Origin of the sequence: Paraburkholderia sp. BR10882 (assembly GCF_040948855.1) — a bacterium.
Lineage (GTDB): Bacteria > Pseudomonadota > Gammaproteobacteria > Burkholderiales > Burkholderiaceae > Paraburkholderia > Paraburkholderia nodosa_A.
This window is the reverse complement of sequence record NZ_JBFPKP010000007.1, coordinates 221,892-239,899: the sequence shown is the minus strand read 5'-3', so window position 1 is coordinate 239,899 and position 18,008 is coordinate 221,892. Positions and strand designations below refer to the sequence as shown.

Below are 18,008 nucleotides of genomic sequence, written 5' to 3'. Positions count from 1 at the left end.
ACTCGCCATGACCGCACGAATCTTGATCGTCGAGGATGACCGGATTGTTGCGCGAGATATTGCGCAACAGTTGACACGCAGCGGCTACCGCGTGGTCGGCAGCGCGGTGAGCGGCGAGGAAGCGATTGCGTTGGTGGCGCAGGCGAAGAACGGCCTCACGCCCGAACTGGTGCTCATGGACGTGCGGCTCGAAGGCAAGCTCGACGGCATCGACGCGGCGCGCCGGATTCGCGAACTGCGTGACGTGCCGGTGGTTTTTCTCACCGCCTATGCCGACGACGAAACCGTTCAGCGCGCCACCCAGGCGGAGCCGTTCGGCTACGTGCTCAAGCCGTTCGACGACATCCAGCTGCGCACCGTCGTGGAGATGGCGCTCTACAAGTACCGCGCCGAACGGCGCTTGCGCGAGAGCGAGCAACGCTACGCCGTCACGCTTTCGAGCATCGGCGACGGTGTGATCGCCACGGATGCTGCCGGGGTCGTGACCTTCGTGAACCCCGCAGGCGAGGTGCTGATCGGATGGCGACGCGGCGACGCCGTCGGGCGGCCGCTCGCCGGCGTGTTCCGCCTGCTCGACGAACTCACGCGCGCCCCGATTGCGGACCCGATGGCCGCGGTCCTGCGCAACGACCGCGAGAGCGGGCTGCCCGCCCGCGCCGTCCTGCTGACGCCCAGCGGCAGCGAAATACCGGTCGAGAGCACCGGCACACCCATGACCGACGAACGCGGCGAGACCGTCGGCGTCGTCATCGTGTTTCGCGACGCCACACAAAAGCGCCGCGCCGAGGAAGCCGAGATTCTGCGCGAGACGAATGCACGGCTTGAAATGGCGATGTACGGGTCGAACGTGGGCGTGTGGGAAATCGATATGCCTGAGGGCGACTACAAGCGGGGCTTTGCGCGCTTTTCGAATATCTACGAATGGCTCGGCTTCGGGACGCCACAGGCGCGTCTCGACTATGAAGCCTACATGAGCGTTCTCCACCCCGACCATCGCGTGAGCACCGACCGCGCCATGGAGACATTTCTCGCGGACAGTCACGGCATATTCGAAATCGAAAACCGGCTGCGGCATCGCGACGGAACGGACCGCTGGGTGCTGGTTCGCGGCACGGCGCGGCACGATGCGAGCGGCAAGCCGGTGCGCTTCGTCGGCAGCATCGTGGACATCACTCAACTCAAGCATACCGAGCAGGCGCTGCGCGCCAGCGAGGAGCGCTTTCGCGGCACGTTCGAAAACGCCGCCGTGGGCGTCGCGCATTGCGATCTGGACGCCCGCTTCCTGCGCGTCAATCAGCGCGCGTGCGAAATCTTCGGCCATGCGCGGGACGCACTGCAGCACACGCGACTGCAGGCGCTCGTTCATGCGGATTATCGGGAGGCTAGCGAAGAGAAATTCCGCCTGCTGACGGGAGGGAAAATCGCCCATTACTCGGAAGAAGTGCCCCTCGTGAACGCCGACGAGGCACTGATCTGGGTTAGCCTCTCGCTCGCGCTTCAGCACGGCACAGCCAGCGAGCCCAGTCACGTTATCGCCATCATCCAGGATATTTCGGCACGCAAAGCGCTCGAAGAAACAGTGCGTGTTGCAAAGGAAGCGGCAGAATCCGCCAACCGGGCCAAGGACCAGTTTCTTGCGAACATCAGCCACGAACTGCGCACACCACTGAACGGCATTCTGGGCTATGCGCAGATGCTGCTGCGCGACTCGGCGCTCGATGCGCGGCAACTGGCCGGCGTCGGTGTAATCGAACAGAGCGGTCACCATCTGCTCACGCTCATCAACGACATTCTCGACTTTACGCGCCTTGGCGCGGGCAAGCTGGAACTCCAGGTGACGGAGGTGTCGCTCGGCGCATTTCTCGAAACGATCGCCGAGATCGTTGGCGTGCGAGCGCAACAGAAGAATCTCGTCCTCAACTATGTTCCGGCGCTCGACCTGCCCGCCGTGGTGCGCGTGGACGAACGCCGTCTGCGGCAAGTGCTGCTCAATCTGCTCGCCAATGCGGTCAAATTCACTGATCGCGGGGAAATCCGGCTTACCGTGAGACCCGGCGAAGCAGACCGGTTGCGCTTCGACGTGCATGATACCGGCGTCGGCATCAGCGCCGATCGGCTGGAGGCGATCTTTCAACCGTTCGAGCAGGCGGGCGATCACGTGCGGCGCACCGGCGGCGCAGGGCTCGGCCTCGCAATCAGCCGGCAGCTCGTGCGCATGATGGGCGGCGAGATCTTTGTGACGAGCACCGTGGGAGAAGGCAGCACGTTCTGGTTCGAACTTGCGGCGCCCGCTTCCGCGCTCGAGGTCGATGCACGCGCAACGAGCCTCGAAAGCGGCAATCTGGACGGCGCAGGACGGCGCATTCTCCTCGTCGACGACGTGGCGACCAACCGGCGCCTGCTCGCCGACGTGCTGGAGCGCATGGGCTTCGAAGTGATCGAAAGCGCGGATGGACGCGACGCGCTCGATAAAATCGCCTCGAACAAACCGGATCTGATGATCCTCGACACGGTCATGCCCGTGATGGGCGGCATTGAAGTGCTTCGCAACCTGCGCAAGTCGGTCGATCTCGCGGCAATGCTCGTTATCGTCGTCTCCGCCGACGCATCCGAACAGAACGCACGCGCCAATATCGAGGCTGGCGCGAGTCTCTTCCTCGACAAACCAATCGATATCGCCCAATTGCTACAGGCGATCGCCGGTTTGCTCGGCATGACACTCCAGCAAGCCACGTCGCAATCCGACAAGGCGGCCCACCTGGAACAACATGCCCAGCCGATCGTCGTGCCGCCTCAAAGCGAACTGGCGCAGTTGCACCGCTACGCACTGCTGGGCTCCATGCGCGACATCCATCGGCACGCCGATCACCTGGTGGCGTTGAACCAGCGATACGAACCATTCGCCGCGCGTTTGCGGCAGCTTGCGATGACCTATGAATCGCAGGCATTGCTTTCCTTGATTGAACGCTATCTCAACAGTGAAGGGAAAGGACAATGGGAGAAATAAGGAGCGATGACGCTCCCGTGGTGCTCGTCGTGGACGACACCGCGGCGAATCTGGGTCTCGTCGTCGAAACGCTCGAAGCCGAAGGTCTGCGCGCGGCGGTGGCGCGTGACGGCCAGGAGGCGCTGCGCCGCGCCGAAATCGTCAAGCCCGATCTCATCCTGCTCGATGTCATCATGCCGGGCCTCGACGGATTTCAAACTTGCCGCGCGCTCAAGGAAAATCCGGTAACGCGCGATATCCCCGTCATCTTCATGACATCGTTATCGCAGACCGAGGACAAGATCAACGGGTTCCGCGTAGGGGCGATGGACTTCGTCACCAAGCCGCTGCAGATGGAAGAAGTCGCTGTGCGCGTGCAGACTCATCTCAAGCTGCGCGCGCTGCAACGCACGCAGCAGGAGCAGAACGTGCGGCTCGAAGAGGAGATCAAGACACGTATTCGCGCCCAGGACGCCTTGCTCGAAGTGCTCGGCGCGGTCAAGCACGTCTCGAACGCCATCGCTCACGATCTGCGCACGCCCCTAGCCGAGCTACGCTCGCGACTCGAAATCCTGATGCTCGGACTGAAAAAGAAAGGCGACGACGAGACATTGAATCAGCTCGAAGTTGCCGTCGCCGACGTCGACCGCGTCATCGGCATCTTCAATGCGCTGCTGCGCCTCGCCGAGATCGACGCCGGCGTGCGCCGTTCGGGGTTTATCGAAGCCGACCTTACCGCCATCGTTTCCGATGCGGTCGAGTTCTATCAACCCGTCGCGGAGTTGCGCGGCATTTCACTCTCGCTCCATTTGCGCAAGCAAGGCAAGCTGATGGCCGTCGTCGATCCGCTGTTGATGGCGCAAGCGATCGGGAATCTCATCGACAACGCCCTCAAGTTCGCGCAGGAAGGCGGCGAGGTGGCGGTTTCACTCGACGAATCCTCAGACTCGATCGAGATTACGGTTGCCGACGACGGCCCCGGCATCCCCGTCGCCGAGCGCTCGAAAGTCACCGAACGCTTCTATCGCGGCGACCGCAGCAGAGGTACGCCAGGCGTCGGCCTGGGGCTCGCGCTCGTCAAGGCCGTTGCTACGCTCCATCAGGGCACGCTGGTGTTCGCCGACAATAATCCGGGCCTCGTGGCCACCATGACGATTCGAAGAGCGGAATGATCCGCTCTTCGCGAGACGAGGTCCGACGTCTCGCGGCAAATCATGCCAGATCGAACCTGTCGAGGTTCATGACCTTCGCCCACGCGGACACAAAATCGCTCACGAACTTTTCTTGCGCGTCGTCGCTTGCGTAGACTTCGCATAGCGCACGCAATTGCGCGTTCGAACCGAAGACGAGATCGACGCGTGTGCCGGTCCATTTCAGCGCGCTCGTTTTGCGATCACGCCCTTCGAAGACATCCTGCGCGGGCGAACGTGGCGTCCATTGCGTATTCATGTCGAGCAAATTGCGGAAGAAGTCGTTGGTCAGCGTCTGCGGTCTTTCGGTGAACACGCCGTGAGCCTCTCCTTCCGGATGCACGTTCAGCACGCGCAGGCCACCTGTCAGCACGGTCATCTCCGGCGCGCTCAACGTGAGCAATTGCGCCTTGTCGATCAGCAGGTGCTCGGCAGGCACGCTGCATGGTCCCTTCAGGAAGTTACGGAACCCGTCGGCAAACGGCTCCAGCGCTTCGAACGCGTGCGCATCGGTCTGTTCCTGTGAAGCGTCCATGCGGCCCGGCGAGAACGGCACGCAGACGTTGTGGCCCGCGTCTTGCGCCGCCTTTTCTATGCCCGCGCCGCCCGCCAGCACAATCAGGTCTGCCAACGATATTTTCTTGCCGCTGGACTGCGCGTCGTTGAACGTGCGCTGGATAGCTTCTAGCGATTCCAGCACTTGCGCCAACTGTGCGGGTTGATTCGCGGCCCAGTCCTTTTGCGGCGCGAGGCGGATACGCGCGCCGTTGGCACCGCCGCGCTTGTCCGAGCCACGAAACACCGACGCCGACGCCCAGGCCGTCGAAACCAGTTGCGAAACGGTAAGCCCCGAGTCCGCTATCTTTTGCTTGAGCGCGGCGACGTCGCTTTCGTCGACGAGTTCGTGATCGACAGCCGGAATCGGGTCCTGCCAGATCAGTTCTTCGGTCGGCACTTCCGGTCCGAGATAGCGTGCGCGCGGCCCCATATCGCGATGCGTGAGCTTGAACCAGGCCCGCGCGAACGCATCGGCGAATTGATCGGGATTCTCCATGAAGCGGCGCGAAATTTTCTCGTAGGCGGGATCGAAACGCAGCGAAAGGTCCGTAGTGAGCAAGGTCGGCAACAGCTTCTTCGACGGGTCATGCGCGTGGGGAATCGTTGCGCTCGCGTTCTTCGCGACCCATTGATGCGCGCCAGCCGGGCTCTTCGTCAGTTCCCATTCGAAGCCGAACAGGTTCATGAAGAAGCCCATGCCCCATTGCGTTGGGGTGTTCGTCCACGTGACTTCCAGACCGCTCGTGATCGTGTCGGCAGCGTTGCCGGTTCCGAAGTTGTTCTTCCAGCCCAGGCCCAGTTGCTCGAGACTCGCCGCCTCCGGTTCGGGACCGACATGGCTGGCCGGCGCGGCTCCGTGGGTCTTGCCGAACGAGTGGCCGCCTGCGATCAGCGCGACCGTTTCCTCGTCGTTCATCGCCATGCGTGCGAATGTTTCGCGTACGTCGTGCGCAGCGGCCACCGGGTCGGGGTTGCCCTCCGGGCCCTCGGGGTTCACGTAGATCAGCCCCATCTGCACGGCTGCAAGCGGCGCTTCCAGATGCCGGCCGCTTGCGGTGCGGGTTGCTTCCTCGCCGTGAATCGCCACATCGGCCACGAGTGTGCCGTCTTTGCTGTCGTCCCGAGGGGCGGCGCCCTTACCGTAACGCAGGTCCCCACCGAGCCAGGTCTTCTCGCTTCCCCAATAGATTTCGTCGTCGGGCTCCCACGTATCCTCGCGGCCGGCGCCATAGCCGAACGTCTTGAAGCCCATGGTTTCGAGCGCGACATTGCCGGTCAGGATCAGCAAATCGGCCCAGGAAATATTCTGGCCGTATTTCTGCTTGATCGGCCAAAGCAGACGTCGCGCCTTGTCGAGGTTCGCGTTGTCCGGCCAGCTATTGAGCGGCGCAAATCGCTGCTGGCCGCGCCCCGCGCCCCCGCGCCCGTCACCCGTGCGGTACGTGCCGGCGCCGTGCCAGGCCATGCGAATGAAGAACGGTCCATAGTGGCCGAAATCGGCGGGCCACCACTCCTGCGAGTCGGTCATGAGCGCAGCGAGGTCTTTCTTCAGCGCAGCGAAGTCGAGCTTCCCGAAGGCCACGGCGTAATTGAATTCGGATCCCAATGGGTTCGATCTGCTCGAGTGCTGGCTCAACAGATCCAGTCGAAGCCGATGCGGCCACCATTCGAGGTTGTTGGTCCCGTCTCCCGCCGCATGGGTGAACGGACACGTTGCATCGGTTGACATGCGCTACCTCCTTGCGGGTCTCGGTTGATGTGCCGATTTTCCGGCGACATGACCTATTTGCTGCGGATCGCTTCGACGAAACATCGCCATTGTCCCGATTCCTTCGGGTCGCTCTCATGGCTGCATTGACAGCCGCCGACGCTCTCCAGTCGCCCGTGGGCTCGCTCATCCGTGTCAGCTTCTGCTTTTTTTTGGGCCGTGGAACACGCCTCGACCCGGCTCGCACCGAGCGCCTCATAGCTAGTCACGGAATAGGCTCGAACCGGTCCTGCGGCGCATGCCAGCGTCACGCTCACGGTCACGATGGAACATCGCAACGTCATGTCGGCTCTCCAGCCTGAAACTGCGGAAAGTGTGGGCTGTCCCCTGGAATCTAAAGCAGTTGGCGCAATACCCCCTGCGCACAGTTTGAATCGGCAAGCCATGCGGATCGATAACATCGCTACGCCTGCTAAGCAGCGTAGTGCGGATCGGACTAGACTGCGGAAACTGACCATGAACCCCAGGAGAGAGCGTCATGAAGGTCTTGCTAATCGGCGCGAGCGGTCGCACCGGCCGGCCGGTCGCGCAAAAGCTGCACGCTGCAGCCATCCCCTTTCGGGCGCTGATACGCAACGCTGCAAAAGCCGATGAATTCCACCGCCTCGGCGCCGAAACAGCGATCGCGGACCTTGCCAGCGACTTCTCGCACGCTTTCGAGGGGATAGACGCCGTTGTTTATGCCGCCGGTTCGGCCGAAACCGAAGGCGCGGATCAGGAGCGTCAGATCGACCGCGACGCGGTTATTCACGCGGCGAACTACGCGACGCAGCGAGGCGTGCATCGCTTTCTCGTCGTCAGCGCGTTGCTGGCGTTTGATCCGAAGCGCGCGCCGGATGCGCTGCGCCATTACGCTGAAATGAAGCAAGCGTCCGACGACTACGTGATTGCCAGCGCTCTGGAGTACGTCGTATTGCGGCCCGGCCAGTTGAGCGTGGAGCCCGGCGTCGGCACGATCCAGATCGTCTCGAACGTGGGATCGCCGCACCCACCGGTGGCGCGCGAAGACGTTGCCGAGGTCGTCGTCGAAGCGCTCAAGGCGGCCCTGTCGCGCAAGGTCATCGGCTTCGCGGGCGGCAGGGATCCGATCGCCAGCGCACTCGCCACGGTTTGACGTCTTCAGTGCAAAAGCGAAATAACGCCTCGATTTACGGAAGCAACGACAGGCAAACCCAAGTCACAATGAAACCTCCTCGATGTCCCCCCTAGCGCCCGTCACCGGGCAAGGAGAAAGTCATGAAGATTCTGGTAGTCCTGACGTCGCACGATCAACTCGGCAATACGGGCCGCAAGACGGGCTTCTGGCTGGAGGAGTTGGCCGCACCGTACTACGTGTTCAAGGACGCGAACGTGGAGCTGACGCTGGCGTCGCCCAAGGGCGGCGCGGCGCCGCTCGATCCCAAGAGCAACGAACCCGCCAACCAGACCGACATGACTCGCCGCTTCGAGGCCGACGCCAGTGCGAAAGCGGCGCTCGCAAGCACCGCGATACTGAAAGATATTGCCCACGACGACGCGTTCGACGCCGTTTTCTACCCGGGTGGCCACGGTCCGATGTGGGATCTCGCCGAAGACGCGGATTCGATCTCGCTCATCGAGCGAACGATAGGCGCAGGCAAACCCGTCGCGCTCGTCTGCCATGCGCCCGGCGTCCTGCGTCACGTCAAGGGGGCGGACGGTGAACCGATGGTCAAAGGCAAGCCGGTGACAGGTTTTTCCAATTCCGAGGAAGCCGCGGTTGGCTTGACACACGTCGTGCCATTTCTCGTGGAAGACGAACTCAAGGCAAAAGGCGGCAACTATTCGAGCGTCGCAGACTGGCAACCGTACGTTCTCGAAGCCGGATTGCTCATCACGGGGCAGAATCCGGCATCCTCGGGACCAGGCGCACATGCCTTGCTGAAGAAGTTGGACAGCATGAACAAATAGGCCCAGCAAAATAAACTGGTTCGAAAAGCCCGAGGCCGCTTGACGGAGCCGAGGGCGATTCGAACCCGATTCGATGCCGATCGAGCGCAACAGCGCATACGCTCGTCAATTACCTTCCTCGTGCAAACTGAGCTTGCTCGTGACTCCCGTGACCCCCGCAACCTGACGCGCTACATCGATCGCGGTGCGCTCCTGGGTCGGATCGTTGATCAGCCCGACGAGAACCACCTTGCCCGTTCCCGCATTGGCAAAAACGATGATGTCTGCTTCGCCAAGGGCGCGGTCCTTATAGATCGCGCGCTGAACGGTGCGTGCGAACTGACGATTCGCCTCGCGCGCGGATGACTTGCTTGATGCCTTCTGCACAGCATCGCCATTCGCCTCGGCTCCCACCATACCCGACGACTCGACCGCGTTCTGCGCAAAAACCATCGACGAAAACAGCAGTGCGAAACATCCGGTCACTACCTGTTGAATCTTCATCACGGCACCTCCGTTGTTTGGCGAAACGAAATCGAAATGAATCCGCGTTGATGCTACGCCGCATACCATCGAGGTTCTTTCAAAAACATACGATGGATTTCGGGGATGAACGGAAATTTGCCGATTTTCCTTTCCGCACGCTTTGCGCGGGCACACTGGGAGCGGCGACGTTTCGAGAAAGCGCATAATCTGCGAGCAGCAATCACCATCCAGCGGTTTGTCGATCGGGAGGGCCAGATGGATACCAAGCCGAATACCGCGCGCTCACAGACACGTTCGGTCGTCATCATCGTGCTTGCCGTTGTGGTGATCGTCATCGCGTTTTGCTTCACGGCAGGCTGGCTTTCTCCCAGCCGGCTGACGCCCGCCAAACTCATCGACGCGCTCGCGCCGCCCGGTGGAGCTGCGCCCGGATTCCGGCGAAATCACGCCAAGGGAATTTGCTTCACGGGTGTATTCGAATCCAGCGGCGCGGCGGCGTCCGTTTCGAAGGCGCCAATGTTCGTTGCCGGCACCTATCCCGTGACCGGGCGTTTCAATCTCGGTTCCCCCGATCCCAAGGCGGCCGATGCGGCGGTTCGGGTGCGCGGACTCGGCCTGCGCGTCGTCACCCCTGACGGCAGCGAGTGGCGCTCTGCCATGATCGATGCGCCATTCTTTGCAGTGTCGACGCCCGAGGCGTTCTATGCGTTGCTGCAGGCGTTGGGAAAGAAGGACGACCCCGACGCGATGAAGCAGTTCATTGCAGCTCACCCGGAGTTCCCCGCTTTCGGCGCGTGGCTCACGAAGACGCCGATGACGTCCTCGTTTGCCGAGGAGCAGTTCAACAGCCTCGACAGCTTTGTCTTTACCAACACGGCCGGGCAGGACAGCACGGTGCGCTGGTCCTTCGTGCCTTCTGCGAAGCCTGAACTGCTCTCTGCCGAACAGTTGAAACAGCGCGGGCCCAATTTTCTCGATGCGGATATCGTCCAGCGCGTAGCCGATGCGCCGCAACGATGGACGATGATCGTCACCGTCGCCAGTCCCGGCGACCCGAGCGCCGATCCGAGCAAGGCATGGCCCGACGATCGCCGCAAGATTTCAGCGGGCACCCTGGTCGTGCAAGCGATCGAGCCGGAAGCCGATGGCCCGTGCCGCGACCTCAACTTCGACCCTACGGTGCTTCCGCCTGGCATGCATGTTTCAGACGATCCGTTCCCTGCGGCGCGTTCAGCCGCCTATTCCGTGTCGTTCAACAGAAGAACCGCGGAAGCCGGCGATTATCCCCGTACCGCTGCGGCAGGAGTAGCACAATGAACCCGACCGGCCAACGCTTCTCGGCGCTACAGCGTCTTCTTCACTGGCTCATGGCGCTTGCGATTCTCGCGATGTTGTTCATCGGCGTGGGTATGGTGTCCACCATGCGCCCCGATCATCTCACGCTGCTTTCCATACACAAGCCGCTCGGCATTCTGATTCTCGTGCTCGCCTTGATTCGTCTCGCGGTAAGACTTGTAAAAGGCGCGCCGCCGTTGCCCGCCGCGATGCCGCCTGTCATGAAGCTTGCCGCGCATCTTTCGCATCTTGCCTTCTATGTCTTGATGATCGCGTTGCCGCTGCTTGGCTGGAGCATGCTCTCGGCCGGCGACTATCCGGTGGTGGTTGCCGGCGTGCGCTTGCCTGCCATCGCGCCGCACAGCGACGCTTTGCACACGCTGTTCTGGAACTCGCACAAAATTCTCGCGCTGCTATTTTTCTTTCTCATCGTCGCTCATATCGCTGCCGCGCTTTTGCACGCGCTGATCCGGCGCGACGGTGTCTTTGAAGCGATGGCGCCGTGGGGCGATACCGTTTCGGACATGCCAGTCGATAACGGCCTGGTTGCCGGCAAGACCTCCAGCCGCAACTAGTTCACAGGCATACCCGAGCCCTCACGGTGCTCCGTAATCGGCGCCCGGCAACTCGAACTCGAATACGGCGCCCGTCGGCACGTTCGCATGAACCTGCAACGTGCCCCCGTGCGCCTCGACGATGGATCGGCAGATCGACAGGCCCATCCCCATGCCGGAAGCCTTCGTGGTGAAGAACGGTTCGAACAGCCGTTCGGCGTCAGTTTCGCCGATGCCCGGTCCTGTATCGCTGACCGTTATCCGTACGGTCTTGGCGTCGCCGGCGCGCGTGGCGATCGTCAGTTGCCGCACGCCGTCGGCGCAATCGCTCATCGCCTCGACCGCGTTGATGATCAGGTTCATGACGACCTGTTGAAACTGGACGCGGTCACCCTCCACCGTCGGCACATCCGCCTCCAGCTGTTCGTGCAACGTAACATGGTGTTTCGACGCTTCGCCGCGCGTTAGCACGATGACCTCGCGAATCGCGTCGTTGACCAGAAATAGCTCCTGCTTCGCCAACTGCTTTTTGACAAGCGCCCTGATTCGTCGAATCACGTCATTGGCGCGCGTACCGTTCTTCACGACGCGCGCGATAGCCGCACGCACCTCGCCCAGATTGGGCGGGCTTGCGTCCAGCCAGTGCGTGGCGGCTTGCGCATTGAACACCGCCGACGCGATAGGCTGCGTGATCTCATGACTGATCGAAGCGGTGAGATGCCCCAGCGAGGCAACGCGGTTCGCGTGGGTCAGCTCCATTTCGATTTCGTGCGAGCGTTGCTCATGGCTCCTCGCGTCCGCCTCGGCACGTTTGCGCTCCGTGAGATCGACGACGAACGCCACCACCTGCTCCGGTGAACTGCTGAACATCGCGGCACCCAGCAGCACCGCGACGCGGCTGCCGTCGGCGCGGATATACTCCTTCTCGATCGGCGGCAGCACACCCTTCTTTCTCAATTCGGCAATGGCCGCCAGATCCTGCTCATGCCACTCGTCGGGCGTAATCCGCGTGCAGTCGACGAGCCCCGCTGCAAGGTCGTCCTTGCTGTAACCGATCATGCGCAGAAACGCCTCGTTGGCTTCGTAAATCGGGCCCACGAAATCCCAGATAAAGACGCCCACGATATTCGCATCGACGAGACGGCGAATTTTCGCCTCGCGCTCCGCGAGATCGCGATACAGGCGGGAATTCTCGAACGAAATCGCAGCTTGGGAAGCCAGCAGTTTCAGCACAGCCACCCGGCTCGCGGTGAACACGCTGGAGGCGAGATTGTTTTCGAGGTAGAGCAAGGCAATCGGTTTGCCCTGGTGCAGCAAAGGCATGCAGGCCACCGAGTGCGTATGGCGCTCCAGAAAATACCGATCCGATGAAAAGTCGTGCCGGGCGCTCGCGTCGTGAATGATGACGTTCTCGCGCGTCCTGATCACATACTGAAATATCGATACAGGCAAGCGCCCGCTCTCCACGGCCGACTTCTCCAGACTGACCGCGATCACCCCGCCGCCTGTGGTTGCTTCGGCCTCGATGTGAAAGGCGGCGTCGCTTACGACGATCAACAGACCGCGGTCCGCGCCCGCATGTTCGACGGCCGTGCGCATCACCGTTTGAATCAGGTCGTCGAGCACGATCTCGCTCGAAATCGCTTTCGAGACCCTGATGACCGTGGCGAGATCGAGATGCTCGACAGACGCTTCCATGCTGCTGACCACCGAGTAAGGCTGGCTGGGTTGCTCGATGCGCGGATGCAAAGCGTCGAGTTGCCGAACCTTGCGTTTCGCGCCCCATCGCGCGAACGCCTGCCGTGCGTTCCCCATGTACATGTCGCCAATTTCGGCCAGTCCGCGCGCGGCGTAGAAACGCGCGGCTGCCTGACACGCCACCGCCTCGTTATGGATGAAGCCGTTCTCGCGCGCAGAGCGGATCGCGAGATCGTATCGCTGTTCCGCCTGCGCTATGTCTCCACGAATACGCGCCATTTCTGCACCCGCGAGCGCCGCGCGGCTCACGAAATTTTGCGGGCAATGCGAGGCCCATTTCTCCAGATGTGCCAAATGAACACGGATCGCATCGACATGTGCCTGCCGGTCCGGCATGTCCGCTTCGTTCCAGCAGGCCGCATGACTGAGCGCGCCGTAGAAGTGAAACTCCGCCGTTTCGAACTGCGAGGTCGCGACCCACAACACCTTTTCGGCGTGTCGTTTCGCATCGAGCGCCTCAGCAAATTCGTCGACGATATATCTCGCCTGCAATTTGCGCGTCCAGTAGTCGAACGCGGGGAGCGCCAGGCTCGGGGAACTGTGCAGGTGGCTTTCGAATGCCGCCTCGTCGAATTGCGCGTCATCGAACGAGCCAAGACGTTCCGTCTCCCCGCGCAGGGTCCTCACGAGACCCCGATACGTGACGAGCATGTCGGTGACGAGCTGAAACCGGGCGCGTTCGGATATCGCCACTGCCCTGTCTACTTCGGCCTGCACATCTTCGAGATTGTCGCCGACCGAGACGAGATTCTGCGTCAGATCGCAAAGGATATACAGCGTATAGGTCAGGTCTCCGCTTTCGTTCGCCATCTCGAGCGCCCGCCGTATCGGCTCGCGGCCTTCGAGGACATGACGCGCCCATGGCACCACGATATTGCCGAAAGAGGTGTAGGTTCGGGCTCTGTACTTCGTGAGGCGCTTTTTCTCGACCAGATCGAGGCCGAGCCGCCCAAAGCGATAGCCGGCCTCGTATTGATCGAAAACCGGACCGGCATACGTTGCGAGCCACACATAGGCATAGCAGGATGCGTCGCTATTGCCGTATTCGAGGCTCAGGTTGACCATCCGGCACAGTACCAACGCGCAGAGATGCTGATCGGTGAAGAATGCCGGTGTCACGATTTCCGTCAACACGTCGAGCGTATCCTGCACTTCGGAATCGGCGAGCAAGGGCAAATCGATCAAGTCTTCGATCTCCCGCTCGCCAAGCAACGCGGCGATACGTTCGAATTCGTGCCGCACCGCCCATTCGTCGGGATGGGGCGACCAGTCCGTTCCGCCCTCCCGCAGGTATTGCAGGCAGATCTCAACGCTGCGCTCGCTCTGGTCGAGTGTCGTATGGAGTGTGATGCGCAATCGCGTCACCATCGCAGCGTGATGCCGTGTTCTCGCGCGTCGCACCAGTTCCAAGAGCCGCGTTTGCGCCGAATACGTTTTCGTGCTCAGCAGTTCGCACTCGGCGAACAGATATTCAATCGAGAAAAGCAGATCGTAGTTGGCGAGCCAGTCGGTGTCCGTCAACAGCGAACGGCCGGCACAAAGATAGGCGAGCGCGGAATCAAATGCGGTCGCGGCTTTTGCGCGTTGCGCCGCCATGAGATTGAGTTGCGCCACCTGTTCGCGTTCCGCGCGCTCCTCGAGTTGCCGCGTGGCGCGATTGAACTGGCTGACGATGTCAAACACTGCGTCTTCACGATTCGCTGGCGGCGTATTGTCGAGCAGCCGCCTGCCTATGCGCAAATGCATCGACGTTCGCGCCGATTCGTCAACGAGCGTGTATGCGGCTTCCTGCACCCTGTCGTGAAGAAAGCGATAAGCCCCGCCGGCGCAAAGTACCAGTCCGGCCTGCACCGCAGGCGCAAGCGCTTCGCGTATTGCCTCATCCGGCAACTCGCAGATCGTCTCGAGCAGCGCGACGTTGGCCGCATTGCCGATACAGGCAAACTGCTTCAGGACGATCTGCGTGCGCTCGGGCAGCCGCCCCAGCTTGTCCAGCATCAGCGCGACGACGTTCTCCGTGTAGCCCTTGGCGTGAATTTGCTGGAGATCCCATGACCATCGGCTGGCGACGTGATCGAACGTCAGCAAGCCCTCGTCGGCAAGCGCCGAGAGGAACTGCAGCGTGAAAAAAGGATTGCCGCCGGTCTTCTTGTGCAGCAGACGGGCCAGCGGCACGGCGCGTGTGGTGGGGCAATGCAACGCATCACACACGAGTTGTTCGAGATGCAGATTCGCGAGCGGCGCGAGCACGATGTCTTGGACAGGCGCGCCGGACGCGCGGATGGCCTCCATTTTCTGTGCGAGCGGATGCTCCGCACCCACCTCGTTGTTCCGGTATGCGCCCACGACCAGCAGATGCTCTGTGTCGCCCTGAACGACCAGGTCTTCGAGGAAATCGAGCGTCGCAATGTCGAGCCATTGCAGATCGTCGATAAAAATCGTGAGTGGGTGCTCGGGGCGAGCGAATACGGAAATGAAACGGCGAAAGACGAGATGGAAGCGCCTTCGCGCGTCCTGCGCAGCCAGAAGCGGCACGGGCAACTGCTCGCCGATGATCATGGCCAGTTCGGGCACCAGATCGACGATGAGTTGACCGTTGGGGCCCAATGCGCGCCGAAATTCGTCGCGCCACACCGCGAGCTCGTCTTCACTCTCGCCCAACAGCAATCGAACGCCGGAGCGAAACGCCATGGCGAGCGACGCGTAGGGAATATCACGCGCAAACTGGTCGAACTTCCCGGCGAGAAAAAGCCCTCTGCTGGGCACGAGGGCCTTGTGCAATTCGTTGACGACCGCTGATTTTCCGACGCCCGAGTAACCGGCAACGAGCACGAGTTCGCTGCGTCCTTCCTTCGACACACGCTCGAAGGCGGCAAGAAGCGCGGCAACTTCCGCAGTGCGGCCATAGAGCGTTTCCGGCATCAGCAATTGATCGGGCATGTCGAATTGCGCAAGCGCGAAGCTCGCAATATGCCCGTGTGTCTCCCAGTGAGCGAGGCAGCGCCGCAGATCGTGGACAATGCCGGCCGCCGTTTGATATCGATCTTCGGCCGTCTTGCCCAGCAGCTTCATGACGATTGCCGAAATCGGCTGCGCGAGCGACGCCACGAGATCGGCCGGCGAAGGAGGTTGTCGTGCGATATGGCAATGCACGAGTTCCATCGGATCGGTTGCGCTAAACGGCAACTGCCCTGTCAGCAACCAGTAGAAGACCACGCCCAGCGCATAGAGATCGCTGCGCGAATCGATCGATCGGTTCATCCGCCCGGTCTGCTCGGGCGCCATGAAAGCGAGCGTTCCCGCGATGAATTCCGGAGGCACCGGCAACTGGCGTTCGCGCTGAATCACCGAAGCGATGCCAAAGCCCGTGAAACGCACCGCGCCGTTCCCTTTGTTCAACAAAATATGTCGCGGATTGATGTCGCGGTGGACGATCCCCCTTGCATGCACTTTGCCCAATGCGTTCGCGATGGTCACGGCAAGGCGCAGAAATTCGACTGGCGTCACGGGAACGGAAAGCGTTTCGAGAGGCTCGTCGCCGGCGTCTTCGAGCACCAGCATTGTCTGCCCCTGCTCGTCCAGCAGTTGCAGCGGACGCGCCGCGGCGGAGCAGTCGAGCTTGTCGGCGAGCGCGTATTCGTGCGCGAGGCGGCCCACCGCCTCACGATTCGGCAGATTGCGCGCCGGGCACACGATCAGCACGGATTCGCGCGTGTCATCATCCATTCGCCGTTTGCCGCGGCAGACGACAAAGGCGCCATCATTCCACGCGGCTTGAAGCGATTCGACAGACTTAGCGTCGGGCCAAGGGGCCAATCGCATCGACTGATACTCCCAGGAAGCTGGCGAGATGCATCGGCAATTCAAATAACCGCGCCTTGCCGTAATAACTCGATGCCCTGCTTCAGTCTATGCCAATAGCATGTTTGGCGACTACCAAACGGCTAGCTGCAACCAGCATTGACCGCGAACAATTGGGGCGCCAAGCGTGAGGACATCGAGGAGACAGACGCCTGCGGGCGCGTGTCACAAGAAGGGCAGGTCTAGAGGTATCGACGTTATACACGACAACCTGATGCCGTGCTTTACGCGCGTTCCGGTTCGGGATTCCGGAAATAGCGCGGCCGCCTGGAGGAATGGTGGCCGTGTTGCCGTGTTACCTATTGCCTGCTATTGCGCCGAACCTTTCACTGTTTGCTGACGGAGCTTTTCCACTTCACGCGCGGAAACTGGCGGCGCCCCGTTATTCCAGCCGCTGCGTATAAACGTCAGAACATTGGCGATCTGCTCGTCGTCGAGCACGTCCGCGAATTTGGGCATCGGGTATGGCGCCGGTACACCGCCGATGATGATGTCTTCCGTGCCATTCAAGGTCACGTTGATCAAAGAGAGCGGCTGTTCTGCCAGTACGTTCGGGTTGCCGGCAAGCGGCGCCAGCAGCGGTGGGAACCCTCTTCCGTCCGGGCCGTGACAATGCATGCAGAAAGCCGTATAGAGGCGCGCACCGGCGTCGTTTGCCGGGCGCCCGAGCGCCACCTTCGTCGCTTTGGCGTCGTACGCATAGTCAGGACCGCCCGATCCGCCTGCTGCGGGCAGCGATTTCAGATAGCGCGAAATCGCCGCGAGGTCGGCATCGGACATCGCCTGACTGCTATGGTTGATCACACTCGTCATCGAACCGAATGCAGCCGCGTGCAGATTCGCCCCTGTTTTCAGGAACTGCGCGATATCCGCCTCCGACCAGCGACCCAACCCCGCATTGTGGTCTCCCGTGAGATTCGAAGCGAACCAGTTATCCACGGGCGCGCCCGTCAAATAGACGCCGTCGCTCTCGTCGAGCGCTTTCTCCTGAAACCCGATACCGCGCGGTGTATGGCACGACCCGCAGTGACCGAGCCCTTGCACTAGATAGGCCCCGCGGTTCCAGGCGACGTCTTTGCCCGCCTTGTCTTCATACGCGCCCTTGTGCAGAAACACCATATTCCAGAACATGAGCGGCCATCTCATGTTCAGCGGCCATTTGATATCGGACTCGCGATTCGCCTGCTTCACAGGTGCAACGCCTTTCATGAAGTAGGTATAAAGCGCGTGCACGTCGCTATCGCTGACCTTCGTATACGATGGGTAAGGCATGGCCGGATACAGATTGTGGCCGTCTCTGGCCACGCCTTCACGCAAGGCGCGTGCGAAGTCCGCTTCGGTGTAGCGGCCAATGCCGGTATCGGCATCGGGCGTGATGTTCGTCGAATAGATGGCGCCCATTGGCGTCATCATTTTCAGTCCCCCCACGAACGGTTTGCCATTTTGCGTCAAGTGGCAAGCTACGCAATCGCCCACCTTCGCGAGATATTCGCCACGCTGTATCAGCGCGGCGTCATCCGCGCAAGCCAGGGTCGAAACCATCATCAAGGCAACTTCGCAACTGCGGACGAGTGCCTTCAACGCCGTTCTCATCGTTGGCCTCC

General features: G+C 61.5%; 10 protein-coding genes. 6 read left to right on the top strand and 4 right to left on the bottom strand.

Translation table 11 applies throughout. From position 1 onward, the window contains the following. Nucleotides 1-7: 7 nt before the first annotated feature. Both AB3X99_RS20045 and AB3X99_RS20040 read left to right on the top strand, forming a co-directional pair. A complete protein-coding gene (locus AB3X99_RS20045) occupies nt 8-3,007 on the top strand; it encodes a PAS domain S-box protein (RefSeq protein WP_368617912.1) in 3,000 nt (999 codons plus the stop codon). Continuing rightward, nucleotides 2,995-4,158, top strand: coding sequence for a response regulator (locus tag AB3X99_RS20040; protein WP_368617911.1), 1,164 nt, complete (start codon nt 2,995-2,997; stop codon nt 4,156-4,158). The genes AB3X99_RS20045 and AB3X99_RS20040 overlap by 13 nt, the downstream gene beginning before the upstream one ends. A gap of 40 nt (nt 4,159-4,198) precedes the next feature. On the opposite strand, the gene katG is transcribed toward AB3X99_RS20040, so the two are convergent. Continuing rightward, nucleotides 4,199-6,463: a catalase/peroxidase HPI gene (gene katG / locus AB3X99_RS20035; protein WP_368617910.1), complete on the bottom strand. Its 2,265-nt coding sequence runs from the start codon at nt 6,461-6,463 to the stop codon at nt 4,199-4,201. Nucleotides 6,464-6,980: 517 nt separating this feature from the next. On the opposite strand from katG, the gene AB3X99_RS20030 reads away from it, so the two are divergent. After that, a complete protein-coding gene (locus tag AB3X99_RS20030) occupies nt 6,981-7,616 on the top strand; it encodes an SDR family oxidoreductase (RefSeq protein ID WP_368617909.1) in 636 nt (211 codons plus the stop codon). A 122-nt stretch (nt 7,617-7,738) separates the two neighbouring features. Next, a complete protein-coding gene (locus AB3X99_RS20025; protein ID WP_368617908.1) occupies nt 7,739-8,431 on the top strand; it encodes a type 1 glutamine amidotransferase domain-containing protein in 693 nt (230 codons plus the stop codon). A gap of 105 nt (nt 8,432-8,536) precedes the next feature. On the opposite strand, the gene AB3X99_RS20020 is transcribed toward AB3X99_RS20025, so the two are convergent. Then, a complete protein-coding gene (locus AB3X99_RS20020; protein WP_368617907.1) occupies nt 8,537-8,914 on the bottom strand; it encodes a BON domain-containing protein in 378 nt (125 codons plus the stop codon). A 237-nt stretch (nt 8,915-9,151) separates the two neighbouring features. On the opposite strand from AB3X99_RS20020, the gene AB3X99_RS20015 reads away from it, so the two are divergent. After that, on the top strand, nt 9,152-10,213 hold the full coding sequence (locus tag AB3X99_RS20015) for a catalase family peroxidase (RefSeq protein WP_368617990.1): 1,062 nt from the start codon (nt 9,152-9,154) through the stop codon (nt 10,211-10,213). Further along, entirely contained in the window at nt 10,210-10,806 is a 597-nt protein-coding gene (locus tag AB3X99_RS20010; RefSeq protein ID WP_368617906.1) for a cytochrome b, read from the top strand. Before AB3X99_RS20015 ends, AB3X99_RS20010 begins: the two co-directional genes overlap by 4 nt. Before the next feature lie 21 nt (nt 10,807-10,827). Here AB3X99_RS20010 and AB3X99_RS20005 read toward each other — a convergent pair whose 3' ends face one another. Beyond that, the gene (locus AB3X99_RS20005; protein ID WP_368617905.1) at nt 10,828-16,365 is read right to left on the bottom strand and encodes an AAA family ATPase; all 5,538 of its coding nucleotides are present in this window, start codon (nt 16,363-16,365) and stop codon (nt 10,828-10,830) included. Between the two features lie 348 nt (nt 16,366-16,713). Continuing rightward, nucleotides 16,714-17,997 (bottom strand): cytochrome c, encoded by a 1,284-nt coding sequence (locus AB3X99_RS20000; RefSeq protein WP_368617904.1) that lies wholly within the window; start codon nt 17,995-17,997, stop codon nt 16,714-16,716. Nucleotides 17,998-18,008: the final 11 nt, after the last annotated feature.